General features: G+C 63.6%; 21 protein-coding genes and 1 pseudogene. 8 read left to right on the top strand and 14 right to left on the bottom strand.

Translation table 11 applies throughout. The features are described from left to right. Positions 1 to 64 precede the first annotated feature (64 nt). On the top strand, positions 65 to 607 hold the full coding sequence (locus BSIN_RS19435) for a hypothetical protein (protein ID WP_089341659.1): 543 nt from the start codon (positions 65 to 67) through the stop codon (positions 605 to 607). 206 nt (positions 608 to 813) lie between these two features. Here the strand turns inward: BSIN_RS19435 and BSIN_RS19430 are convergent, their stop codons facing one another. The 4 genes from BSIN_RS19430 to BSIN_RS19415 form a co-directional block, all read right to left on the bottom strand. Beyond that, positions 814 to 3,171 carry a GNAT family N-acetyltransferase gene (locus tag BSIN_RS19430; RefSeq protein ID WP_089341667.1) on the bottom strand — a complete coding sequence of 786 codons (2,358 nt, stop codon included), beginning with the start codon at positions 3,169 to 3,171 and terminating at the stop codon, positions 814 to 816. A gap of 410 nt (positions 3,172 to 3,581) precedes the next feature. Further along, complete coding sequence (locus BSIN_RS19425) at positions 3,582 to 3,872, bottom strand: H-NS histone family protein (RefSeq protein WP_089341658.1); 291 nt, start codon at positions 3,870 to 3,872, stop codon at positions 3,582 to 3,584. A gap of 98 nt (positions 3,873 to 3,970) precedes the next feature. Next, positions 3,971 to 4,270 (bottom strand): hypothetical protein, encoded by a 300-nt coding sequence (locus tag BSIN_RS26570; protein ID WP_369828210.1) that lies wholly within the window; start codon positions 4,268 to 4,270, stop codon positions 3,971 to 3,973. A gap of 603 nt (positions 4,271 to 4,873) precedes the next feature. Continuing rightward, on the bottom strand, positions 4,874 to 6,364 hold the full coding sequence (locus tag BSIN_RS19415) for a sigma-54 interaction domain-containing protein (RefSeq protein ID WP_089341657.1): 1,491 nt from the start codon (positions 6,362 to 6,364) through the stop codon (positions 4,874 to 4,876). A 243-nt stretch (positions 6,365 to 6,607) separates the two neighbouring features. Between BSIN_RS19415 and BSIN_RS19410 the strand changes: the two genes are divergently transcribed. From BSIN_RS19410 to BSIN_RS19395, 3 genes are all read left to right on the top strand, one after another. Then, a complete protein-coding gene (locus BSIN_RS19410; RefSeq protein ID WP_069236318.1) occupies positions 6,608 to 8,011 on the top strand; it encodes a GntP family permease in 1,404 nt (467 codons plus the stop codon). Positions 8,012 to 8,172: 161 nt separating this feature from the next. Continuing rightward, positions 8,173 to 8,442, top strand: coding sequence for a hypothetical protein (locus BSIN_RS19405; RefSeq protein ID WP_059512624.1), 270 nt, complete (start codon positions 8,173 to 8,175; stop codon positions 8,440 to 8,442). Positions 8,443 to 8,617: 175 nt separating this feature from the next. Continuing rightward, positions 8,618 to 9,601: a DedA family protein/thiosulfate sulfurtransferase GlpE gene (locus BSIN_RS19395; protein WP_089341666.1), complete on the top strand. Its 984-nt coding sequence runs from the start codon at positions 8,618 to 8,620 to the stop codon at positions 9,599 to 9,601. Positions 9,602 to 9,887: 286 nt separating this feature from the next. On the opposite strand, the gene BSIN_RS19390 is transcribed toward BSIN_RS19395, so the two are convergent. From BSIN_RS19390 to BSIN_RS26920, 8 genes and pseudogenes are all read right to left on the bottom strand, one after another. Continuing rightward, the gene (locus BSIN_RS19390; protein WP_059512620.1) at positions 9,888 to 11,345 is read right to left on the bottom strand and encodes an OprD family porin; all 1,458 of its coding nucleotides are present in this window, start codon (positions 11,343 to 11,345) and stop codon (positions 9,888 to 9,890) included. Between the two features lie 154 nt (positions 11,346 to 11,499). Next, on the bottom strand, positions 11,500 to 12,558 hold the full coding sequence (locus tag BSIN_RS19385) for an ABC transporter ATP-binding protein (protein ID WP_173678718.1): 1,059 nt from the start codon (positions 12,556 to 12,558) through the stop codon (positions 11,500 to 11,502). Between the two features lie 14 nt (positions 12,559 to 12,572). Then, a complete protein-coding gene (locus BSIN_RS19380) occupies positions 12,573 to 13,562 on the bottom strand; it encodes an ABC transporter ATP-binding protein (protein ID WP_089341656.1) in 990 nt (329 codons plus the stop codon). A 1-nt stretch (position 13,563) separates the two neighbouring features. Further along, complete coding sequence (locus tag BSIN_RS19375; RefSeq protein WP_089341655.1) at positions 13,564 to 14,466, bottom strand: ABC transporter permease; 903 nt, start codon at positions 14,464 to 14,466, stop codon at positions 13,564 to 13,566. 10 nt (positions 14,467 to 14,476) lie between these two features. Next, positions 14,477 to 15,415, bottom strand: coding sequence for an ABC transporter permease subunit (locus BSIN_RS19370; protein ID WP_059512612.1), 939 nt, complete (start codon positions 15,413 to 15,415; stop codon positions 14,477 to 14,479). Positions 15,416 to 15,434: 19 nt separating this feature from the next. Further along, on the bottom strand, positions 15,435 to 17,063 hold the full coding sequence (locus tag BSIN_RS19365) for a peptide ABC transporter substrate-binding protein (RefSeq protein ID WP_089341654.1): 1,629 nt from the start codon (positions 17,061 to 17,063) through the stop codon (positions 15,435 to 15,437). Between the two features lie 183 nt (positions 17,064 to 17,246). Continuing rightward, positions 17,247 to 17,615 carry a cupin domain-containing protein gene (locus BSIN_RS26925; protein WP_502213867.1) on the bottom strand — a complete coding sequence of 123 codons (369 nt, stop codon included), beginning with the start codon at positions 17,613 to 17,615 and terminating at the stop codon, positions 17,247 to 17,249. Continuing rightward, positions 17,616 to 17,828: pseudogene (locus tag BSIN_RS26920) on the bottom strand (helix-turn-helix domain-containing protein); the annotation flags it as partial. It abuts the gene before it with no gap. Positions 17,829 to 18,172: 344 nt separating this feature from the next. On the opposite strand from BSIN_RS26920, the gene BSIN_RS19350 reads away from it, so the two are divergent. Continuing rightward, positions 18,173 to 19,681, top strand: coding sequence for a peptide MFS transporter (locus BSIN_RS19350; protein WP_059512606.1), 1,509 nt, complete (start codon positions 18,173 to 18,175; stop codon positions 19,679 to 19,681). 400 nt (positions 19,682 to 20,081) lie between these two features. Further along, positions 20,082 to 20,285, top strand: a complete 204-nt coding sequence (locus tag BSIN_RS19345; protein WP_059512604.1) for a hypothetical protein — start codon at positions 20,082 to 20,084, stop codon at positions 20,283 to 20,285. Between the two features lie 115 nt (positions 20,286 to 20,400). On the opposite strand, the gene BSIN_RS19340 is transcribed toward BSIN_RS19345, so the two are convergent. Then, positions 20,401 to 20,697 (bottom strand): acylphosphatase, encoded by a 297-nt coding sequence (locus tag BSIN_RS19340; protein WP_059512837.1) that lies wholly within the window; start codon positions 20,695 to 20,697, stop codon positions 20,401 to 20,403. A gap of 154 nt (positions 20,698 to 20,851) precedes the next feature. On the opposite strand from BSIN_RS19340, the gene hpnA reads away from it, so the two are divergent. Continuing rightward, positions 20,852 to 21,859, top strand: a complete 1,008-nt coding sequence (gene hpnA / locus BSIN_RS19335) for a hopanoid-associated sugar epimerase (RefSeq protein WP_089341651.1) — start codon at positions 20,852 to 20,854, stop codon at positions 21,857 to 21,859. 115 nt (positions 21,860 to 21,974) lie between these two features. Next, entirely contained in the window at positions 21,975 to 23,135 is a 1,161-nt protein-coding gene (locus tag BSIN_RS19330; protein WP_089341650.1) for a hypothetical protein, read from the top strand. Between the two features lie 191 nt (positions 23,136 to 23,326). On the opposite strand, the gene BSIN_RS19325 is transcribed toward BSIN_RS19330, so the two are convergent. Further along, positions 23,327 to 24,220, bottom strand: an 894-nt coding sequence (locus tag BSIN_RS19325; protein ID WP_089341649.1) for a glycosyltransferase, incomplete at its 5' end; no start/stop codon positions are given.

Below are 24,220 nucleotides of genomic sequence, written 5' to 3'. Positions count from 1 at the left end.
CTGCTAAAATGGCGCCCCTTTCAAATCACCGCCCGCCGTCGACGGCGGGCGTCTCACGGATGTCATGGCCAAACTTCTGACCGACCTCGAATTCCAACGTTTCTCCGAACTTCAGCAGAAGCAGGCGAGTTTCACGATCACCGCCGAAGAAGCCGACGAGCTGCGCGATATCGTTGCGCGCGCGCAAAAAAAGCGCGACGACCGCGCGTGCGCCATGCGGACCATCGAAGACTACATCGCGCAATTCGACATCATGCCGGACGAGCTGTTTTCGCCCGATCAAATCGGCGAGGCGGCGCGGACGTATGGGCTGATTCCGGCCGGCAAGAAAGAGCGCTCGCTGCCGCCGTCGATCACGTTCAACGGCAAGCCGTATCAATGGACCAAGACGCTGCCCGACGAAGTGCGGCAACCGCTGTTCGACACATTCAAGGCCGGCGAATCGATCAAGCGCTTCCTCGCGATGCCCAAGGATACGGCCCGCTGCGCGCTGACCGTCGCGCGCCTCGAGCGCGAGACGGGCGCGGTCTATCCGGATGCGCTGCTCGACGAACTCGCGATATCACGCATGCAAGTGGAAGAAGCCGCGGTAAAGCTCGCGGCCTGAAGCCGTCCGCGCGCAGGCTCGCGCCAGATCGGCCCGAGCGTGCCTGAAACCAGGCACGCCCGGCAGATACGCCGGGCGGCTCGCCGATACCGCGCCGCGCAAGTGCACGCAGGCACCGGCGAACCGGTATTCAAGCATTCCGAACCTTCCCGTAAAATTTCACCTTGCGCGTGCCTGCCGCTCCCGCAAACTCTCACCGTCAGCGATCAAGCCGGCTGCAGCTTCAGCCGAAAGCCCACGACTCCCGGTTCTCCCGTCGCCGCAACGGTGAATCCGCAGTGCTTGGCCAGTGCGATCATCGCCGCGTTCTCGCGCAATGCCTCGCCGACCATCCACGCGGTGCCGCGCGAGCGAGCGTAGTCGATGATGCACGAGAGAAGCAGCCGCCCGAGCCCCTTGCCCTTCTGATCCGGACGCACCGCGATCGCGAATTCCGTTGTTTCGTTATCCGGATCAGTAACGGCGCGCACGACGCCCAGCGTCGTCGTATGACTATGCGCCCCCTGGGTTGTCGCGATCAGCGCCATCTCGCGGTCGTAATCGATCTGCGTCATGCGCGCGATTTGAGAATGATCGAAATCGCGCACCGCGCCGAAAAAACGCATCCGCAAATCGTCCGGCGTCATCGCACTCAGCAATTCACGATGCGCGGCCTCGTCTTCCGGACGAATCGGCCGCACCGTCAGACGCTCGCCGCGCCAGTCGAGCTGCTGCTCCAGATAGCGCGGATATGGGACGATCGCGAGCCGGCTGCGCCCTTTCGCGAACCCGATACGCGGGCCGAGCGCGACGGCTCGCTCGCTCAGCACCCGTAACACGAGCGTCATCCGCACGACCTCGCGCACCTCGCACACCGCTTGCGACAGTGCCGTCAGCGCGTGAAGCAGCGGCTGCGTCGGCGCGCGGTGCGCATATGGCGAACGCGCGACCACCGCTCGCGCGAGCACGGTATTGAACGGCGGCAGCCCATACACGACGAACGGCGCGCGCATGCTGTCCACCGCCGGCACCGAATAGCGGAATACCGGCCCGAAGTTCGGATCGTCGTACAGATCGACCGTGATGTCGACGATTGCCTCGCCGTCATGCGCATCACTCGCGCGCTCGATGCCGAAGCGGGCAAGCCAGTCAAGAGCCGCATCGCCTTCGAGCGAATCACGCCCCTGCGCCAGCGTCACGGATGCGACTTGCTGCGCGGCGGCGATCGATGCAGGCGGCTGTGGCGGCATTCCCTCCGGGGTTTGCATCAGCAATTCGCGGCCAAGCTGATAGTCGACAAGACGCGCATGCGCGCGTGCGAGCCGCTGCGGCGTCGTATGCACCGGAATGCCGTGCTCGTGCAATGCATCGCGCATCTGCGCATCGAGACCACCCAGAAAGCACGCGAGCATCCCGTGGTGCGCGAACTGGCGCGAACGGATCAGCACGTTCGCCACATCGCGAGCGGGTGCGCTATGCGACGTCGCGTGAACGACGAACACCGCGCCCGTTTGCGGATGCTTCGCGAGCGCTTTCAATGCCGCCTCGAAATATTCCGGACGTGCATCGTCGCCGAGCAGTAAAGGATTGCGCGCGGCGATGCTCGCGGGCAACGCGCGGCCCACGTCGTCAAGCACGGCGGGCGGCCAATGCGCAAGGGTTTCGCCTGCCGCCGACAGCGCATCGACCGCGAGCTTCGCGACACCGGTATCGCTCGTGACGAGCGATACCGTGCCGCTCGCAACTGCGCGGCCGACGCCGAGCGTTTCGATTTCGTCGAGAAGATCGTCGAACGCGTCGACGCGCACGATCCCTGCCCGCTGGAACGCGGCGGTATAAAGAAGATCGCCCGCATCGCCGCGCCCGGTTCGCAGTGCAAGCACCGGCTTGTTGCGCGCCGCCGCGCGCGCGGCCGACATGAACTTGCGCGCGGATTTCACTGTATCGAGTTCGAGCAGGATCGCGCGCGTTGCGGTGTCGCTCGCCAGATAATCGAGCACGTCGGCGGCATCGACATCCGCTTCGGCGCCCAGCGCGAGCGCATGCGAAAAACCCAGTCCGCGCGCATGCGCCCAGCCGAGCACGGCGTTAGTCAGCGCATTCGATTGAGACACCCATGCGACTGCGCCCGCTTTCGCGATGCACGCGGGCGCACCGAAGTGCGCGTTCAACGCCGGCGACACCACCCCCAGACTGCCCGGCCCAACGATTCGCAGCAGATGCGGCTTCGCCGCGGCGAGCGCGCGCTCCAGCGCGCCGCGGTCGGCATTCGAACGAACTTCGCCGACGATGACGGCCGCCCGAGCGCCTAGACCGCCAAGCTTGCGCACGATGCCCGGCCACGTGGCGGGCGGCGTGCAGATGAGCGCCACCGACGGTGTGCCCGGCAGATGTTCGACGTGCGTATAGACTTTGTATCCGTTCAGTTCTCCATACTTTGGATTGACGGGCCAGATTGGGCCGTCGAACCGGCCGTCGAGCACACATGCCCAAACCATTGCGCCGATGCTGCCCGGCCGCGCTGACGCACCAACCACGGCAACGGAAGCCGGCCGGAACAAAGCATCGAGATTACGAACGGTCACGACAACCTCACTGAAAAATTGGATGGCGATCACGCAGGCAACGAAGAGACGTCGCCCATAAATTCACACAATTTCCATACAGATTAGGTGAAGCGGCGAACATTACCCGTTTGCCAGCCAATTTAATTGACGATGCTCAGAAGACCCGCTGCGCCGCCCATGGCGCAACGCGAACGATCGCAGCCGTCGCGGGTTCGTCAAAGGTGAGGATTTTCGGGAAACAAGGTGAGTGTTTTCGGGATCAAGTAAAACACGCGATAAAACCCCCGTGAATTACCTGGGCTGACACAGTGTAATCCGCCCGAAAATACCGTAAATCAAGCCTTTTACATGCCCAAAACAAAACGGTGCGAACGGCAGGTCTGCCGTTCGCACCGTTTTCAAGGCGCCAAAGGTGAGCGTTTTCGGGATCAATCCTTAATCAGAAAACGATTGCGATTCTTGCCGAGCCACGTCGGCGCGCGACCGCGGCCGCTCCACGTTTCGCCCGTCTTAGGATTGAGATACTTCGGCGGCAGCGCCCGTTTGGGCTTCGCGGTGGCCTTCAGGCTTTTAAACCCCAACTCTTCCGGCGTGATGTCATATTCCTCGATCTTCGCCCGAATTTCCGCAATCGCATCGGTGATCGCCTTTTCGCGCTCCTTGTCGATTTTCTGCTGAAGTTTTTCGAGCTGGACGGTCAGTTGCCTATAGGTCGCCATATGAATGATGCTCCGTGTCGTTATTGGATCGAAGTATATGAATCAATTCTGGTCAATCACACATTTTCCGCTGGGCTTTCATATCCCGCAAACGGAGCTCAATAGCCTCTTCCCGCCTTGCACGCGAAGAGAAGGTTGCGCACGCCGTTATCGACCGATTGCTGGATTGTATCGAAGTCGCCGCCACACACGCCTCGCGCATTCTGGATGCAAGTCTCCCAGGGGCCGGCCGCCGGACACTGGACCATCGTGGTCGAGCGCCCATCGGACGTGAACAATGGCGCACTGCCTCCGCAGCCAGAAAGCCCTGCCATTAAAGCAATCAAACAAACCATCCGCAAGAACGCGCCGTATCGCCGCGGCGCCGGCACACCCGTCTGTTTCATGAATTGGCCTATTGCTCAACATTCTTCTTGGACGACGCGAGTATATGCCATGCAACGCGGCAATGGGACACTCGGCGCCCGGTGCGGCTTGCCTGAAGGGCATCGGCGCGAATCGTCTGCAAGCCAAACGAATGCCCGGCCCAATCCGGGCGGCGTATCGAGCCTGCCGCCATCCGTTGCGATCGAACCACACGGCCGTCGATCTTTCGCCATCGGCAAAACAATGCTGAATCGTAATCCAATTGCTCGCAGCGAATAAAGTCACTTCGCCCGTCAATCGCTTTTTTCCAACTTTTTCGCAATCGGATTGTCATATAAATAGCAAATCAGCTTGCAGATGCGATGCTGCGAGCCGGACAATCGCGTCAAGTTCAGTCCGCTTAAGCTCGTTATCCGTCATTTTGCGCGAGGATCATCAACAGTCCGAAGGGAACCGGACAATCGGCAATTGAATGGGCCCGTGCGAAATCGGTTCGCCGCCACTGCGTCTATCCATTCGCCCTGCGCGGCGAATCGGTCAATGATCAACCCGCTTTCATCGCGATGACGAATGCGTCCGGCAGACTGCGCGCATACGCGGGCACACCGATCCGTCTGCCGTTCGCCACGCGCACATCAGGTGCCGATGCCGAGCGCCGCAAGCTTTTTGTAGAACGTCGCGCGCCCGATGCCGATCCGCGCGGCAGCCTCGGTCACCTTGCCGCCGGACGCCGCGAGCGCATCGAGCAGGAAGCGGCGCTCCCACGCGGCGAAGGCGTCGGCGTACAACGCCGCACCGCCGGGAGAGTTCGCGGCGCACGCTGCCGCAATGGGATCGCGCGGCGCGGCGGCAACCGGTTCGCCCGCGCCGCTCGCCGGCCCGAGCAGCGGTGCGAGGGCGTGGGCATCGATCGTCGCACGATCGGACAGCATCAAAGCCCGTTCGAGTGTATTGCGCAGCTCGCGCACATTGCCAGGCCATGGGTATGCGCACAACAGCCGGAGCGCGTCGTCGGTCAGTTCGCAGTGCTCAGCAAGCCGGTGTTGAGCGGCCAGTTCCTCGAGCATCGTGTAAACAAGTGTCTCGATATCGGAAACCCGCTCGCGCAGCGGCGGCGCGTGGATCGTCAGCACGTTCAGCCGATAGTAGAGATCGGCGCGAAAGCGCCCCGCCGCTACGAGCGCCGGCAATTCGGCCGATGTCGCCGCGATGATCCGGACGTTCGCACGAACGATCCGGTTCGAACCAACCGGTTCGAACTCCTTATCCTGCAGCACACGCAACAGCTTGCCCTGCAATGGCAGCGGCATATCGCCGATTTCGTCGAGAAACAGCGTGCCGCCGTCGGCAAGCTCGAACTTGCCGACGCGTCCTTTTCGATCCGCGCCGGTATAGGCGCCCGGCGCCGCGCCAAAGAACTCGGTTTCGAGCAGCGCATCGGGAATCGCCGCGACGTTGACGCTCACGAGCGGCTTCAACGCGCGTGCGGACGCCGCATGAATCGCGTGCGCCAGCAGCTCCTTGCCGGTGCCGGTTTCTCCGAGCAGCAGCACTGGTGAATCAACTTGCGCGGCACGCCTGCCCTGGCGCTTGGTTTCCAGGCTGACCGCGCTCGTGCCGACGAAACTGGCGAACGTATATTTCGGGCGCCGCGCCTGCGCAAGCGAACGCTGCGTCGCGATCAGTTCCTGCTGCACCTGCTGGTAACGCGAAAAGAGCGGCGTCAACGTCTTCAGTTCGTCGAATAGCGCAAAGCCGATTGCGCCGACGGTTTGGCCCACGTCGTCGGTCAGCGGCAGCCGCGTGACGACGAGCGGCTCGCGGCCGGTCTCCATGATGTCGAGCAGGATCGGGCGGCCGGTCTCGACTACCTCGCGCAACAGACTGTGCGGAATCACCGCCTCGCAATCGAGGCCGATCGCCTGCTGCGGATCGGCGTAGCCAAAGCGGGCCGCATAGCGCGGGTTGATCCAGACGACTCGCGCATGCTTGTCGACGATCACCGTGCCGACGCTCGAATGCTCGAACGTCCTGAAAAGCGCTTCGGCGGCACGCCGTAATACATCGCTGTAATCGACGGGCGGCATCATCCAGCCGTCCGAACCATTTATGGTGGTCTGCGTCATCGCTATTCTGTTTTGTCTCCAAACCGGGACGAATTATCTCACTTGCGAGACTTTCCGCTCTACCCCATGAAATCGAGCTGTAGGAAAAGTATGGCGGCACGATCGTCTCGATTGCGAGACGACTTCGGTAGAATCTGCTGCGCACCGGTCCACTTCCGCCATGAAGCGGCCCGCCGGGCGGTTCGTGGCACGATTCCTGCGGCTGCACTTGCACAATAAACAACCAAGATTCAGGAGACGTCCTTGTCATTCATCATCGTTCTCGCCGCGCTGGCCTTTTTGATGTTCGCCGCGTACCGCGGCTACAGCGTGATTCTGTTCGCCCCCGTCGCCGCACTCGGCGCGGTGCTCCTGACCGATCCCGCCGCCGTTGCGCCCGTTTTCTCCGGCATCTTCATGGAAAAGATGGTGGGCTTCGTCAAGCTGTATTTCCCGGTTTTCCTGTTGGGCGCCGTGTTCGGTAAGGTCATCGAACTGTCCGGCTTTTCCGAGTCGATCGTCGCGGCTGCGATCCGTTATATCGGCCGCTCGCGTGCGAATGCGGTGATCGTCGCGGTTTGCGCGCTCCTCACCTATGGCGGCGTGTCGCTGTTCGTCGTGGTATTCGCCGTCTATCCGTTCGCCGCCGAACTCTATCGCCAGAGCAACATTCCGAAGCGCCTGATGCCGGGTGCGATCGCGCTTGGCGCGTTCTCGTTCACGATGGATTCACTGCCCGGCACGCCACAGATCCAGAACATCATCCCAACCACGTTCTTCAAGACCACCGCATGGGCCGCGCCCGCGCTCGGCACGATCGGCTCGCTGTTCATCATCGTGGTCGGCCTCACCTATCTCGAATGGCGCCGCCGCTCGGCGCTCGCGAAGGGCGAAGGCTACGGCACGTCGCTCACGAACGAACCGGAGCGCGTCGAAACGCAGTCGCTGCCGCATCCGCTGTTGGCCGTGTCGCCGCTCGTGCTCGTCGGTATCGCGAATTTCGCGCTGACCAAGCTGATCCCGACGTGGTACGGCAGCGCGTCCTACACGGTGCCGGCAAACGTGCTGCCCGGCGTGCACACGCCCGTCACGACGCCGATCAAGACCGTCGTGGCGATCTGGTCGGTGGAGGCAGCGCTGCTGCTCGGCATTCTGCTCGTCGTCGCCACCGCGTTCGCGCGCGTGCGCGAGCGCTTCGCAACCGGCACCAAGGCCGCCGTCGGCGGCGCGCTGCTCGCCGCGATGAACACCGCGTCCGAATACGGCTTTGGCGGCGTCATTGCCGCGCTGCCGGGCTTTATCGTCGTTGGCGACGCGCTGAAGAACATCCCGAATCCGCTCGTCAACGCAGCGGTGTCGGTCAGCTCGCTCGCGGGGATCACCGGTTCGGCCTCGGGCGGCATGAGCATTGCGCTTGCGGCAATGTCCGATCTCTTCATCAAGGGCGCGCAGGCCGCGCAGATTCCGATGGAAGTGCTGCATCGCGTCGTCGCGATGGCAAGCGGCGGCATGGATACGTTGCCGCACAATGGCGCAGTGATCACATTGCTCGCGGTGACCGGGCTTACCCACCGCGAATCGTATCGGGACATCTTCGCCGTCACGGTAATCAAGACGCTCGCCGTCTTCTTCGTGATCGCCGTGTATTATGCGACGGGGCTCGTTTGAGGGGCGCGGCCGGCCCGCGCGCGGGCCGGCATTTCGTCTGATCCGATGCGGCGGCGCACCGTTCAAGTGCACTCGAAAATCTCAATCCTCCCGTCCGGTTCGCGTTAAACTGCGTGGAAACAATCCGTATCATCGATTTCACGACGACGAGGACACGTTCAATGCGCACTACGGGTTCTTCCGGGGCCATGACCCTGCTAACCGAATTCGATCCGGCCGACGGCCGCGAGCTTCGCTCGCTGCGCCTGTCGGCGGCAGAAGACGGCAAAAGCGTACTGCTGATCGAGATCGACGAACGCAAGCCCGGCATTCACCGGGAAGTACGCTACGAAATCACGCCCGCCGAGCTGATTGCCGCGATTCGCTCGCACGGCGCCGAGCTGCCAGGCGAAACGCATGGCGCAGCTTCACTCGCCCGCAGCCCGTCCTGATCCCTCCCCACGGTGAAACTCGGCCCGCTGGCGTTTCACCTATTCCGCCGCGCAGCCGCGCGCGGCGCGCCGCTTTTTCCGTCCTGCCATCCCGTTGAAAATGGCCGATAATCGGCCCATCTAAGCCACTGCTCGCCCGCGTCGCGCGAACGTGCGCCGCTCGACATCGTTCGCCATGCTTCATGATCTCGTCGCCCGTTACGGGCCGCTCATCGTCTTCGCCAACGTGCTCGCCGCCGCGATCGGCCTGCCCGTGCCGGCAATGCCAACGCTCGTACTGTTCGGCGCGATGGCCGCGCTGCATCCGGACATGATCGGCACGCAGGTCGTAACCGTGCTCGCACTATCCGTGCTTGCGGCGTTGCTTGGCGATACCGCGTGGTATATCGCCGGCCGGCGCTATGGCGGCAGCACACTGAAAACGATTTGTCGGCTTTCGCTGTCACGTGATAGCTGCGTAAAAAAAACCGAGCGTTTCTTCGGTCACTATGGCATACGCGTGCTGGCCATCGCCCGCTTCGTGCCTGGCCTGTCGCTCGTCTCGGTGCCGATGGCGGGCGCACTCGGCACACGCTATCGGACATTCGCCGGCTATGACGCACTCGGCGCCGCGCTGTGGGCCGCCTGCGGGTTGCTCGTCGGGTATGTCTGCCACCAGCAGATCGACTGGCTGTTCGCGGGCGCCAGCCGGCTCGGCCGCGCGGCGCTCTTCGTCGTGCTGGCGCTGCTCGCGATTTACATGGCGGTACGCTGGACGCGCCGTCGCGCATTGATTCGTCAGCTCGCCAACGCACGGATCAGCGTCGACGAACTCGACACGCTGCTGCGCGACGCTGCCGCGCCGGTGATTCTCGATGTACGTTCCGCCGAGCACCGCAAGCTCGACCCGTTCTCGATTCCCGGCGCACAGTTCGCGGACGAGCGGCATATCGACGCCATCGTCGCGCGCTATCCGGCCACTCAGAAGTTTGTCGTGTATTGCTCGTGTCCGAACGAGGTGTCCGCCGCGCTGATGGCGAAACGCCTGATCGATGCGGGCTTTGCCAATGCGCTTGCATTGCGCGGTGGCCTCGACGCATGGCGCGATACCGGACGTCAATTGACATCGCTTGCAAACGACGGGCCTGCCGCGGCACCGGCAGAGCCTAGACTGGCCTGAAACGCGCAAACACGCCGGAGCGTGCGGTGTGCGGCACGGCGGGCTGACGCGCGATATAGCGGCGCGCGCTTGCTTGAGAATGCATATCGACGATCCCGAACTGAAGCGGGGATATCCCCGGCAAGACGTCCCTCGCCTCGCCCGAACCCAAAACCGGCATTCGGGCGCGCCTGATTAGGCATTCCTAACCAGGCGCTTGCAGCCAAGATTGGCCAAGGCCGGCCTGCGCGGCGCGTAACCGGGCTGGCGCAATCTCAGCCGCACCCGCGCCTCTCTGCACGCCCCGTCAAAACACCTTCACCGGCAAATTCACGACCAGTCGGTACTCCTGATTGCCGCTGTCCGAAGAATGCGCGGAGCCGACATGCCACATCGCAATGAACGTGATCTTCGTGTCCTTGAACTTGCCGCTCTGAACCGTATAAGACGGGATGAAGCCGAACTCGTGGTGACGCCCTTGCACGGGTTTGCCGTCCTTCCAGTAGATGCTCGAACGGGTCGGATCGAGCGCCGCGCCGGCGGAACCGTCCGCGCCCCAACCCGTCACGCCCCATACCATCGCCTTGAAGCCCGGCAGGCCTGCATCCTTGCCGTAGAACGTATAGCGCAATTGCAGCGATTTTTCGTGCGGCGCGTTATAGTCGACATCCATCGAGTTCACGAGAAAAATCCCGTTCGTCTCGTTCAGGTAATCAAAGAACTGATCGCCGAGCACCTGCTGATAACCGAGCAGCAGCTCATGCGCGCCGTGCTGCGCGGCCAGCGACAGGCTGTACGCATTGTTGTCGATCTTGCCCTGGCGTGCGTCGCCGGTGTCGTGCGTCGAATAAAAATTGCCGAAGCCCGTCCACTTGACCGTCTGCGGCGAGCCGTAACTCTGCTTGACCGAACCGTAATATTGCCGCCACACGTCGTCGGCCTGGCCGGCGTACAGTGACGCCGAGCCCGTCGGCGAATAGTCCCAGGTGCCGCCCACATAGGTGAAGCGGTCGACACGCGTGCCGCCGTACTGGGTCGTCAGATTCGTGAGCGTCGTGTGGCCCCGCGCATTGGTTTTCGTAAAGCTGCCCGCTTCGAGCATCACGTTCTTGAACTCGTTGCTCACGAGCGTCGCACCGAGGAAGGTGGGCGGCAACGCGCGGTTGTCGTGCTGCTCCATGAACGGATTGTCGACCGCCTGCAGACCGTACTTGATCACCGTCTCGGAAATGCGCGCCTTGACGTCATAGATGCCGGGAAACGCCCACGCAAGCTGATTCGAGCCGCCGCCGCCCTTCGCGATATGCACGAAGCTGCCCGCCCCCTGGCCGCCGTCGAGCTTGAGCGCCGCGTAGATCGACGCATCGAAGCCGATGCCGACGAGCCCGGTCGTGTAACCCGACTCGAAGTTCGCCATCACGCCCTGAACCCACGCGTGGCGATGCGGGCCGCCTTTTGCGTCGAGCACGTCTGCGTAGTTGCGAAACAGGATATTGAAATGGCTGTCGGCAATGAAGCCCTTGGATTTCGCCTGACTCGATTGCAACTCCGGTGGCGCAACCGCCTGCGTGGCCTCCGTGTTGATGACCGCGTTCGGCGTAGTCGCTTCCTGCGCAAGCATCAAAGCAGGCGCCGCCTGAGCGGGCGCTGTGCTTACCATGTCGTCCGCATGCACGGCACCCGAGAGCGATAAGCCCGCGAGCATCGGCACGCCCCACGCGAGCATGACTGCCCGCGTGACCCTCTTGATTTGATATGTTGTCATCGCGTTCTCTTTTTATGTCACTACCCATTCGCCGGCCGCCAATCGCGGCCGACGATACCCCACGCGCCGCCGTGACGGCGCGCCTTCCCACGACGCGAATCAGATTCGCGCCGCCCAAACCCCTGTCGGTTTTTTATATAAAACGACTAATCATTCATCCATGTACTTCCTGCACCGCGCCGGCCCGGATACACGCGACGCATGCGGCCGATCCGCCGCGCACTTCGGGCAGCGGCACCTCGTGCGCGCAGGCATCGATCGCATCGGGACAGCGCGTGCGAAACGCGCAACCCGAAGGCGGATTGAGTGGCGACGGCATCTCGTTCGCAAGCAGCAGCGGCCGCCGCGCACGTTCACGCGCCGGGTCCGGCACCGGCGCGGCGGCAAGCAGCGCACGCGTATACGGATGCTGAGGCACGCCGTACACGTCGCGGCGCGCACCGAACTCCATCACGCGGCCGAGATACATCACGAGCACGCGATGACTGATGGCTTTCACGACGGCGAGATCGTGCGCGACGAACAGATAGGACAGCGACAACTCACGCTGCAAATCGCGTAGCAAATTCACGATCTGCGCCTGGATCGATACGTCGAGCGCAGATACTGGCTCATCGCAGATCACGAGGCGCGGCTCGCCGATCAGCGCGCGCGCGATGCCGATCCGCTGGCACTGGCCGCCAGAGAATTCGTGTGGATAACGAAGCAAATGATGAGCGTTCAAACCCACGCGCTCGAGCATCGTCAATACGCGCCGGCGTATTTCTTCACGGCCGATGCCGGGCTGATGCGTGACGAGCGGCTCGGCAACCACCTGCTCGATCGTCATCCGCGGATCGAGCGATGCGAGCGGATCCTGAAAGATCATCTGCATCTCGCGGCGCAGCTTGTTCACATCACGACGCGAGCCGCTGACAAGCGGCTCGCCGCGCCAGTAAACCGCGCCGTCCGTCATCGGCGCGAGGCCGATCAACGCACGCGCGAGCGTCGACTTGCCACAGCCCGATTCGCCGACGAGCCCGACGGTTTCGCCGCGGCGCACGTCGAACGACACGCCGTCGACCGCGCGCAACGTGCCCTTGCGCGACCATGGATAGCCGCCGAGCGGCACGCGGAAATGCACTTTGAGATCGCGCACCGACAATAGCGTATCTGCTTGCGGCGCCGCATCGGCACCCGAAACAGAGGCGGCGGCCGAAGCCGCGGACGACATGAGACCAGGCGCACTCATCGCAGCTCCTCGACGATTTCCGCAACGGGTTTGTGGCAAGCGCGCACGGCGCCAGCTTCCGAATAACGCGCGAGCACGGGGCGCTCGGTCGCGCAACGCGCGGTCGCGCACGCGCAGCGTTTCGCGAATGCGCAGCCGGCCAAACCCTGGCCGGGCAGCGGCGGATTGCCGGCAATCGCCACCAACGGCGCATCATCGGGCGCATCGAGACGCGGCAGCGCGTTCAGCAGCCCGATCGTGTACGGGTGCGACGGCGCGGAGAAAATGGATGCGGCGCTCGCATATTCGACGGTGCGCCCCGCGTACATCACCATCACGTCGTCGGCGAGCCCTGCGACCACACCCATGTCGTGCGTGATCAACACGATCGCCGTGCCGCGCTCGCGATTGAGTTCGCGCAGCAATTCGATGATCTGCGCTTGCACGGTCACGTCGAGCGCGGTCGTCGGCTCGTCGGCGATCAGAATCTCGGGTTCCAGCATCAGCGCCATCGCGATCATCACCCGCTGACGCATCCCGCCAGAGAATTCGTGCGGATACATGCGAATCCGGCGCGCGGCGTCCGGAATCCGCACGGCTTCGAGCGCCTCGATCGCACGCTTGATCGCCTCCTTGCGCGACAGCTTGCGATGAAGCTGCAGACTCTCAGTCATTTGCCGCTCGATCGTCAGGAACGGATTGAGCGACGTCATCGGATCCTGGAAGATCATGCCGATCCGGTTGCCGCGCACCTCGTTCAACTGCCGCGAGTTCATCGACAGCAGGTTCTCGCCATCGAAGCGCGCATCGCCGGACGTCGAGCCGTTGCCCGCGAGCAGCCCGAGCAGCGCCATCACGGTCTGACTCTTGCCCGAGCCCGACTCGCCGACGATACCGAGCGTCTTGCCTGCCTCGAGCGAAAACGACACGCCGGATACGGCGTCGACGGGCGGCCCGTCCCTGCGCGTGAAGCGCACGCCGAGATTATCGACTTCTAGTAGTGCCATCTCAGCGGTCCTTCGGATCAAGTGCGTCGCGCAAGCCATCGCCGACGAAATTCACGCAATAGAGCGTCACGCACAGCATCACCGCCGGCGCGAGCAGCAGCCACGGCATCGCATCGAGCTTCTGCGCGCCATCCTGGATCAGCACGCCCCAGCTCGTCATCGGCTCCTGCACGCCGAGACCGAGAAACGACAGCACGGATTCGGTCAACACGATCGCCGGCACGCTGACGGTCGCATAAACCACCACCACGCCGAGCAGGTTCGGCACCACATGGCGGCGCACGATCGTCGCGGGCGCGACGCCGATCGCACGCGCTGCGTCGACAAACTCGCGCGAGCGCAGCGACAGTGTCTGGCCGCGCACCACGCGCGCCATGTCGAGCCACGAGAACGAACTGATCGTCAGCACGACGAGCCCGAACGAGCGGCCGAACAACGTCATCATCAGGATCGAGATCAGCAGGTAAGGAATCGCATACATCATGTCGACGACGCGCATCATCGCCGAGTCGACGCGCCCACCCGCGAAGCCGGCAATCGCGCCCCATGCAACGCCGAAAAGCCCCGACACGAGCGTGCCGAGCAACCCGACCTCGAGCGACACGCGCCCGCCGATCAGGGTGCGCACGAGCAGATCGCGGCCCAACTCGTCGGTGCCGAACCAGTGCATGTTCGCGAACGTCGGCGCGAGGCTGATCGACGACCAATCACTCGCGGCCGGATCGTTCGGCAACAGCAGCGGCCCGATGAAGCACGCGAGCGCGATCAACACGAGCACCACCAGACTCGCGAGCGCCGCGCGATTGCGCAGGAAGCGGCGTGCGGCAAGCTCGAGCGGCGTGCGCGACTGCGGCGGCGCATCGGCTGGCTCGTGCAGCTCGATTGAAGAGGAAACGGGCGCCATGTCGGCCTCCTCAATAACGGATGCGCGGATCGAGCCACGCATACGCAAGGTCGACCAGCAAGTTGAACAGCACCGCGAACACGGTCGTCAGCACGACAAGTCCGAGCACCAGGGTGTAATCGCGATTAATCGCGCCGTTGACGCATAGCTGGCCCAAGCCCGGCAACGCAAATACCGATTCGGTCACGACGGCTGCCGTGATCGACGAAATACAGACCGTGCCGAACAGCGAGACGACCGGCATCAGCGCCGGCTTCAACGCATGGCGCAGGACGATCGTGCGGCCAGGCAGCCCCTTTGCGCGCGCGGTCCGGATGAAATTGCTCGACAGCGTTTCGATCATCGAGCCGCGCATCACGCGCGCAAGCAGCGATACGTTGATCAGCACGAGCAGCGCGATCGGCAGCACGCGGTAACGCCAGCCGCCGTCGCCCCAGCCGCCGGCGGGCAGCCAGCCGTCGCCGTCGGCGCGCTTGAGCACGATCGCAAAAATCAGCACCAGCACCGGCCCGAGCACGAACGGCGGAACCACGTTGCCGAAGTTGCCGATCAGCATCACGAAACGATCGATCAAGCTGTCGCGCCGCACCGCCGCGACGGTGCCGAGCAACACGCCCAGCACGATCGAAATCGGAATCGACACGCCGCCGACGCCAAGGCTCACCGGCAGGGCCTTCTTCACGAGATCGTTGACCGTCCAGTCGACGTAGCGGAACGACGGGCCGAGATCGCCGTGGAGCAGCGAATTCAGATACAGCAGGTACTGCTTCCACAGCGGCTCGTCGAGGTGGTACTTGGCATTCAGGTTCGCGAGCGTTGCGGCGGAAAGCTGCTTCTCGCTGTCGAACGGCCCGCCGGGCGTGAAGTGCAGCAGCAGATAGCAGACGGTGACGACTGCGAGAATCGTCGGCACCGCCCACAACGTGCGCCGCAATGCATAGGCCAACATGATCGGCTCCGCTTCAGTTTCAGTGCTTGATCAGATACATGTCCTGCGAAGCGCGCATGTCGATATAGTTCGTCAGCGTATAGCCGCCGACATACGACTTGACCAGACGATCCGCCGAATACTGGAACAGAATCGTCATCGGGTAATCGTTCATCGCAAGCTCGTGTGCCTGCGTGAGCAGCGCAGAGCGCGCGCCGTCGTCGGTCTTCTGGTTGGCTTCGGCAACCAGCGCATCGACCTTCGGATTGCAGTAGCCGACCGTGTTCTGCGCGCTGCCGCAGCGAATCAGATCGAAGAACGTCGTAGCGTCGTTGTAGTCGGCAAACCAGCCGTCGCGTGCGACTTGCACCTTGCCGTCATGACGCAGTTTCATCAGCACCTTGAATTCGACGTTCTCGAGCTTCGCGGTCGCGCCGAGCTTCGTGCGCCATTCGGATGCCGCGAAGAGCGCAACCTTCTTATGCAAATCGTTCGTGTTGTACGTCAGCGTAAACATGAGCGGCTTCGAATCGCCGTAGCCCGCTTGCTTGAGCAGGTTCTTCGCGTACTCGACCCGCTTGGCCATCGGCCACGATGCCCAATCCGGCACAAACGGATGCTGGATGCCCTTGACGCCCTTCGGCATCAGGCCATACATCGGCACCTCGCCGGCCTGCGTGATCTTCGAGGTCAGGATATCGCGGTCGAGCACCATCGACAGTGCCTGGCGCACGCGCTTGTCCCTCAATGCCGCGTCGCCGCTGTTCGTCTGATTCAGGTAGTAGTAATAGGTGGCGAGCTGCAGGCCCTGGCGCAACTCCTTGCCGAACTGCTTGTTGACCTGAGCGAACGCGCCTGCGGGAATCGAATAGGTGTAGTCGATCTGGCCCGCCTGGTACATCCGCATCGCGGTCTCGTCGTTCTCGACGGGCAGATAGGTAACCTTACGAATCACAACGTTGCGTGCATTCCAATACTTGTCGCTCTTGGCCATCACGATGTGATTGTTCGGCTGCCAATCGACGAGCGAGAACGCTCCGTTGGACACCATGTTCTTCGGCTGCGTCCACGCGGTGCCGAACTTCGTCACCACGTCCTTGTTGACGGGCAACAGCGGCGCCATTGCGGTCAGCTCGGGGAAGTACGCAACGGGCACTTCGGTCTTCACTTCGAACGTGTACGGATCGATCGCGCGAATGCCGAGATTGGCCGGCGGCTGCTTGCCCGCGATGATCGCCGAGGCGTTCTTCACGAACTCGACGAGGATCGTGTATTTCGAGCCCGTCTTGGGATCGGCCAGACGCTGCCACGCATAGACGAAATCCGCCGCCGTCACCGGCTGGCCGTTGCTCCACTTCGCATCGTGGCGCAGCTTGAAGATCCACGTATCCGGCGCCTTGCGCTCCCACGACTGCGCGACGCCTGGCACCACGTCCCCTTTCGCGTCGATGCGCGCGAGACCTTCGAACAGATCAAGGCCGATCGTATTGCCGGTCCACGATTCGATGTACGCGGGATCGAGTGACTCGACCTCGGCGGGCACCTGTCGCGTCAGATCCTGCTGCGCGGCGAGAACGACGTTCGAGGCGACCGTGACGGCGGACGCCAACGGCGTCATCGTCAGGGCGAGCGCGGCCAGCACGGCCGAGATGGCATGCGAGTGTTTCATGGTGTGCGTTTGATAGAGGTGACGGGAAAGCGGCGCGCGGCACGCAACCGTGCGGGCGCGACGCAAGAAACCTTACGGTTGCGTGGAAGCGGACTGGCCCGAGTGCTCGTATTTCATGTTAGTCATCTCCATGCTCCTTTCGACCGGCACCCCATTTCCAAAGGAACAAAGGCATGCCGAGCCCTAGAACAATCTCGGTGTCCCGACCCAGACCACCACCGACTCGATTTTCGCGGTGTTGACCCAGCTATGCGGAACCGTCGACTGATAATGCGCGCTGTCACCGGCTTGCAGGACGAACGATTTGCCCTCCAGCGTCAGCGACACTTCGCCTGTAATCACATACAGGAATTCCTCGCCTGCATGTGTCGTGACTTCAGACCGCTTTTGTTCCGGCGGCAGCCGCACGAGAATCGCCTCGAGCTGACGCCCTTCCGACACATTCGTCAGCCGTGCAAACAGATTCGCCGAATCGGCAAAGCTGAAAAAGCGCAACTGATCGCCGCGGCTGACCGAACGTTCTTCGCTTGGCGTCTCGACGAAATACTGCACCGTGACTCCCAGCGCATGCGCGATGCCGGCCAACGACGTAATGGACGGCGACGCAAGCCCACGCTCGACCTGCGACAAAAACGGCTTGGAAATACCCGCGGCGGTCGCTGTTTCTTCTAGCGTACGCTTTAACCGCTGACGCAGTGCTCGAATCTTGCTGCCGAGCGCGACGCCTGTACTGGCGGACCGCGTGTTTTCAGTGGAAGGAACCATATCAGGCCGAAATCTGGTCGTCAAAAATTGTTTGATGGAAAATAACGAAGTTTGATGAATAAGGCAGAATCCTCGTTGCGTCAAACGGCGTCACCCGCGCATGCCCGTTGAGAAACAATGCGTGCGATAGGTGACGGCCGCTATCTTGCCAGACTCATTGCGTTTACAGGCAAGCGTTGCGCGGGATTGCGCGCCACATCCTTTTTTTTCGTGGTGCATCCCTCCATACCTCAATGAAGATTATTTTTTTTTAGGGATTACCCTGAGTGACGAAGGTCCGGTACGCCGTGAGAATCGCGGCCGCTGTTGACGGAAGCTTCGTCTGTTTTATCCAAAGGAATACCATGAATACTCGCGTCTCCCAGACCCGATCGTTTACGACGGTCTTTCTCATCGAAATGTGGGAGCGTTTCGGCTACTACGGGATGGCTGCACTGCTCGTGCTCTTCATGGTCGACAAGCTCGGCTTCACCGACAGCCATGCGAATCTGACCTGGGGAGCATTCACCGCGCTCGTCTACACGTCACCGTCGATCGGCGGCTGGATCGGCGACAAGGTGCTCGGCTCACGCCGCACGATGATCATCGGCGCCATCGTACTGTGTGCAGGTTACCTGATGCTTGCGATTCCGAACGATCGGCTTGCGTTCATGTACGCATCGCTCGGCGTGATCGTGGTCGGCAACGGGCTCTTCAAATCGAACGCAGCGAATCTCGTTCGCCGCATCTATGAAGGCGACGACGCGCGAATCGACAGCGCGTTCACGATCTATTACATGGCGGTCAACATCGGCTCGACCACGTCGATGCTCGCGACGCCTTGGATCAAGGATCACTGGGGCTGGCATGCGGCGTTCGCGGTGTGCTGCGCGGGCATGGCGCTCGCCGTGGTGAACTTCGCGCTGATGCACCGCACGCTCGCTCACATCGGCTCGCAGCCGGATGCCGAGCCGATTCATTGGCGCCGCCTGTTCGCCGTCATCGCGGGCGGCATCGCGCTCGGCGTGGCAACGATGTATGTGCTTAAGCACAAGCAGTTCGCCGTTGCGAGCGTATGGGCCGCGGCGTTCGGAATTCTCGCGATCTTCGCCTACATGATCGTGAAGTCGGAACGCTCGGAGCGCGCCGGCCTCATTGCGGCGCTGTTGCTGATCGCGCAGGTGATCCTGTTTTTCATTTTCTACGTGCAGATGTCGACGTCGCTCACGCTGTTCGCACTTCGTAACGTCGACCCGCGCTTCATGCTGTTCGGCACGACGCTCTTCACGTGGAGCGCCGCGCAATTCCAGGCACTCAATCCGATCTGGATCATGGTGCTGAGCCCAGTGCTCGTCGCCATCTACAACGGCCTCGCCCGGCGCGGCCGCGACATTCCCGTCGCGCTGAAATATGCATTCGGCTTCGGCGTCGTCGCGCTCGGCTATCTCATGTTCGCGATCAGCGGCCGCTATGCAATCGACGGCCGTGTGTCGTCATGGTTCATGGTCGGCGGCTACGGTTTTTATTCGCTCGGCGAACTGCTCGTGAGCGGACTGGGCCTCGCGATGATCGCACGCTACGTGCCGGCCCGCATGAGCGGCTTCATGATGGGCGCGTATTTCGTCGCGACCGGCGTATCGCAATATCTCGGCAGCGTCGTCGCGAACTTCGCGCAAATGCCGTCGAACGATCTGCCGGCCACCGCATCGCTGCCGCTCTATACCGAACTGTTCACCGGCCTGGGCTGGCTCGCGGCTGGCGGCATGGTATTCGGCTTGCTGCTGCTGCCGCTGCTGAACAAGCTGTCGCGCGAGCATCACCGTTGCGAAGCCGAGCGGCGCGACGCACAAGCGGCGTCGGCCGCCGCACACTGACAGCGCAAGCGCCGCCTTCCCACGCCCCCTCATTGCCCCGATTCGCGTGCGTTGCCGGAATCGGGGCGGAACCGGCCGCATGCATGGGCGCATGCGTGCGGCCATCGCCACCGGCACCCCAGCTATCCGCCGCCGCATCGAAGCGGCAGCGCCGGGCACGCCGGCGGAATCGTCGATTCGTCCTCCCTCGCGCGGCAAACAAACAATTAGAAAGCCGAAGCGACGCTGTGCGCCGCGCGAACAGCGCCTATGCAAGCACGTAGGCATAGGCGCGTTGCGATACGTAGAAACCTATACGTGAAAATACCCAGCGCATTTCTGTGACTTGCCCATCACATTCTCACGCTATTCCTTCGCAATCGTCCTACACTGAAACGAATTCATCGGCAGGGAGTGAACGATGAAAAATAGGACGACGAGGCTGTTGCGGATGTTGTCGGACATTCGCCGCGCGCAGCGGTGCACGGCGCTGCGCGCGGCGGCCGCGGCCGCCGAAGCGGACGCGCTGCTTGCCGCTCGCGACGACGATCCCGCCGACAAGCCGGACACGACGCAGGACGACGCAATCCCCGCAGCGCAACCGCGAACGAATCTGCGACATTGAGCAAGCCGCAAACGCGCGATCCAGCAGCCTGCGCTAGCGGCAAAGCCGCGCCACCGGCCACGGCCGCCAAGCTTGGCACAGCAGCCATACTCACGACAGCCGCGCAAGCCGCCCGTCAATGCTGCTGGAATCGCTCGAAGCGCTTATGCGCCACACGCTCGTCGAACGTCACCTCGGTCACGCGCGCGGCGGGCGGTCCGTGCCGAAACCAAGCGAGCATCCGGTCGATCTGCGGCGCGGGGCCTTGAATCATCGCTTCGACCGAACCGTCGTCAAGATTCGTCACCCAACCGCGCAAGCCAAGCGCATGCGCCTCGCGCACGGTCGCATGGCGAAAACCCACGCCCTGCACGATGCCACGCACGCGCACGTAATAGGTTTCGATCCGTTCGTCCAGATCGCCGCCGTTCATCGTTTCCTCCTTGCCGTTTCGAGTCGCTTCAAGCCCGGCATTGTAGTCGCGCGCCGCATACGATGTGCCCGCCGCACGCTCGCGCGGTCCGAGCACGTACAATTCCGCCCCATGCCCAACCCGCCGCACGGCGCGCCCGCGCGGCCACGAACCCATGACTGACACACAACGCGATCTTGTTCTGGTGACCGGTGCTTCCGGTTTTGTCGGCTCCGCCGTCGCGCGCGCCGCGCGGCGGCAAGGCTACCGGGTGCGCGTGCTCGTGCGGCCGACGAGCCCGCGCATGAACGTCGCGGATCTCGATGCCGAAATCGCGGTCGGCGACATGCGCGACGAAGCGTCGATGCGCAGCGCGCTCGCCGGCGTGCGCTACCTGCTGCACGTCGCGGCCGATTACCGGCTCTGGGCACCCGATCCGGGCGAAATCGAGCGCGCGAATCTCGAAGGCGCGGTTGCGACGATGCGCGCGGCACTCGCCGAGGGGGTCGAGCGGATTGTCTACACGAGCAGCGTCGCGACGCTGAAGGTGACGCCGTCCGGCACATCGTCCGACGAATCGGCGCCGCTCACGGCCGAGCAGGCGATCGGCGTCTACAAACGCAGCAAGGTGCTCGCCGAACGTGCCGTGGAGCGGATGATCGAGAGCGACAAACTGCCCGCGGTGATCGTCAATCCGTCGACGCCGATCGGCCCGCGCGACGTGAAGCCGACGCCGACCGGCCGCATCATCGTCGAAGCCGCGCTCGGCAAAATTCCGGCGTTCGTCGATACCGGCCTGAACCTCGCGCATGTCGACGACGTCGCACAAGGTCACCTGCTCGCGCTCGAGCGCGGCCGGATCGGCGAGCGCTACATCCTCGGCGGCGAAAACCTGCCGCTGCAAACGATGCTCGCCGACATCGCGCGGCTGACGAACCGCAAGCCGCCGACGATCGCGCTGCCGCGCTGGCCGCTCTATCCGCTCGCGCTCGGCGCCGAGGCCGTCGCGAAGGTGACCAAGCGCGAGCCGTTCGTGACTGTCGATGGACTCAGAATGTCGAAAAACAAGATGTATTTCACATCGGCGAAGGCGGAACGCGAGTTGGGCTATCGCGCGCGGCCCTATATCGAAGGCATCCGCGACGCGCTCGATTGGTTCCGGCACGCAGGCTATCTGCGTTGACGCGGCGCGCGGCGAGCCGAAAAAGGTGGGCTAGCCAGCATTTTGTTACATGCCGTGCTCGAACCCGCATCAGGGCTGCGGGTAAAATTGCGGGTCCTACGTAGAGATAGCACGCATGAACTTCAACGATCAGATCGATGCGCTCGATGGCCGCATCGATCAGCTCATCCATACAGCGCATGCATTAGCAAGCGCCGCCCAGCAGGCCGCAGACAAGGCCGCCGCCGATCAAGCCGCCGCGCAAAGCGCGGCCGAAGCCGCCTTCGCCAAGCAGGCGCAGGCGGAAAAGATGTGCATCGAGCAATCGACGCTGGATACGCTCGCCGCGCAAGCTGCCGCTGATAAAGCCGCGGCCGAAGCCCTCGCCGCGCAAGCCACCGCTGACAAAGCCGCGGCCGAATCGCTCACGGCTCAAGCCGCCGCCGTTCAAGCCGCGGCCGAGGCCGCCGCCGCGCAAGCCGTCACCGACAAAGCCGCTGCCGAATTGCTTGCCGCCCAGATAGCGGCCGAACGCACCGCCGCCGAGCAGGCCGCCGCGCAAGCCGCGGCGGACAAAGCCGCTGCCGAAACGCTCGTGGCACAGGCCGCCGCGGCACGCACGACGACCGATTCGAACCTCGAAGCCGAGCGTGCGGCGATCGAACGCCTGGCCTCGCAAGCCGCCGAAGCTAAAGCCAAGGCCGAAGCGCTGGCCGCTCAGGCTGCCGCCGAGCGCACCGCAGCCGAGCAGGCCGCTGCACACGCCGAGGCCGATAGGCAGGCGGCGCAATCGCTGCTCGCCGAAGTCGCCGCCGAACGCTCGGCCGCGCAAGCCGCAGCCGAGCGCGCCGCAAACGACAAGGCAGCGGCCGAGGCGCTCAGCGCGCAGACCAGCGAACCCTTGCCGACCGCCGACGCCTGCGCCGTCTCCGACCACCCAGCGGCAGCGCCGGCCGCAAACGAAGTCGGCGCGAAACCGTCGCTGCATGTCGCACGGCCGTCGCAAGATGAAATCACGCTGTCGCTCGGCGAGTACTCGGTCACGCTGCCCGCGCCGCAGGTCAGCCAATTGATCGAGGAATTAGCATACGCACGCGCATCGATGACGATCGAGCAGCCGTCCGGCTTGCCGAACGGCTGGCGTTTCGTATCGACGAAAAATCCGCTGATGGCGGTTCAGAAACAGTCGAACGGCGATCGCCTGCTGGTCATGCGGCACACCGGCCACGGCTGGGTACCGTTTACGCTCTCGCCGGACGTCGTGATCCAGCTTTATATGCTGCTCACGCAAAAGTAACGTGCCGTGCGCATTGGCCGGGGCCGAGTCCAATCAAGCCCGATACCGGCCCACCGCGCGCAGGTGAACCACCTCGCGCGCCGCGCCGCGATCATCCATCGATCGCGGCGCTCTCGCCTGCCCTCCCCGCGCCAGCCCTCGCGGCGCGCGCAGGCACTGCCGATACGGGGCGGCGTTCGCGTCGGTTCGCGTCAACGCTCCTGCACCGGCGCCTGCACGCGCGCTTTCCACTGGCCGCCCTTGCCGCGCCAGTAACGCACCGCCGACGCGAGCGTCGCGCCGACATAGAACAGCGCGACGAGCGGCAGCGCGGGCGCCCATAGCGGCGAGCGGCGGTAATAGCTCAACATCGGCGCATACGCGGTGCACATCGACGCCCACGCGAGCCATGCCGGCCATGCGCGCGCGCCATATGCGAGCGCCGCCGCGGGCGGCACCAGATAGATGATCGTCATGCCGGCAAGCGTGCCGGCCAGCAGCAGCGGCGAATAGCGAAGCTGCGTGAAAGCGGTGCGCGCGATCATGTTCCAGATGTCGCGCCAGCTATCGTAAGGCCGCAACGACACGCTGCGCTGCGCGAGATCGAGCCGGATCGGATGATGGCCGGCACCGCGATGCTTGATCTGCGCGGCCAGGCTGCAATCGTCGATCAACGCGCCGCGAATCGATTCGATCCCGCCCGCTTCGTCCAGTGCCGCGCGCTTGACCAACATGCAGCCCCCGGCCGCGCCCGCCGTCTTGTTGCGCGGGTCATTGACCCAAGAAAATGGATAGAGTTTTGCAAAAAAGAATACGAACGCCGGAATCAGCGCCTTCTCCCAGAACGAATCGCAGCGCAGCCGCACCATCAGCGACACGAGATCGCGCTGCTCCGCCTGCGCGCGGACGACCAATTGCTGGAGCGCATCGGGCGGATGACCAATGTCGGCATCCGTCAGCAACAGGTAATCGGCAGGCAGGCCGAGCGAGCGCACCGCGGCAATGCCCTGCGATTGCGCCCAGACCTTGCCCGACCAGCCGGCCGGCAGCGGCTGCGCGCTCAGCACGGTGAGCCGATCGGCGCGGCCGGCCGCCGCGCGCGCCGC

It is taken from the genome of Burkholderia singularis (assembly GCF_900176645.1).
Classification (GTDB): Bacteria; Pseudomonadota; Gammaproteobacteria; order Burkholderiales; family Burkholderiaceae; genus Burkholderia; species Burkholderia singularis.
This window is presented reverse-complemented; position numbering and strand designations above follow the sequence as displayed.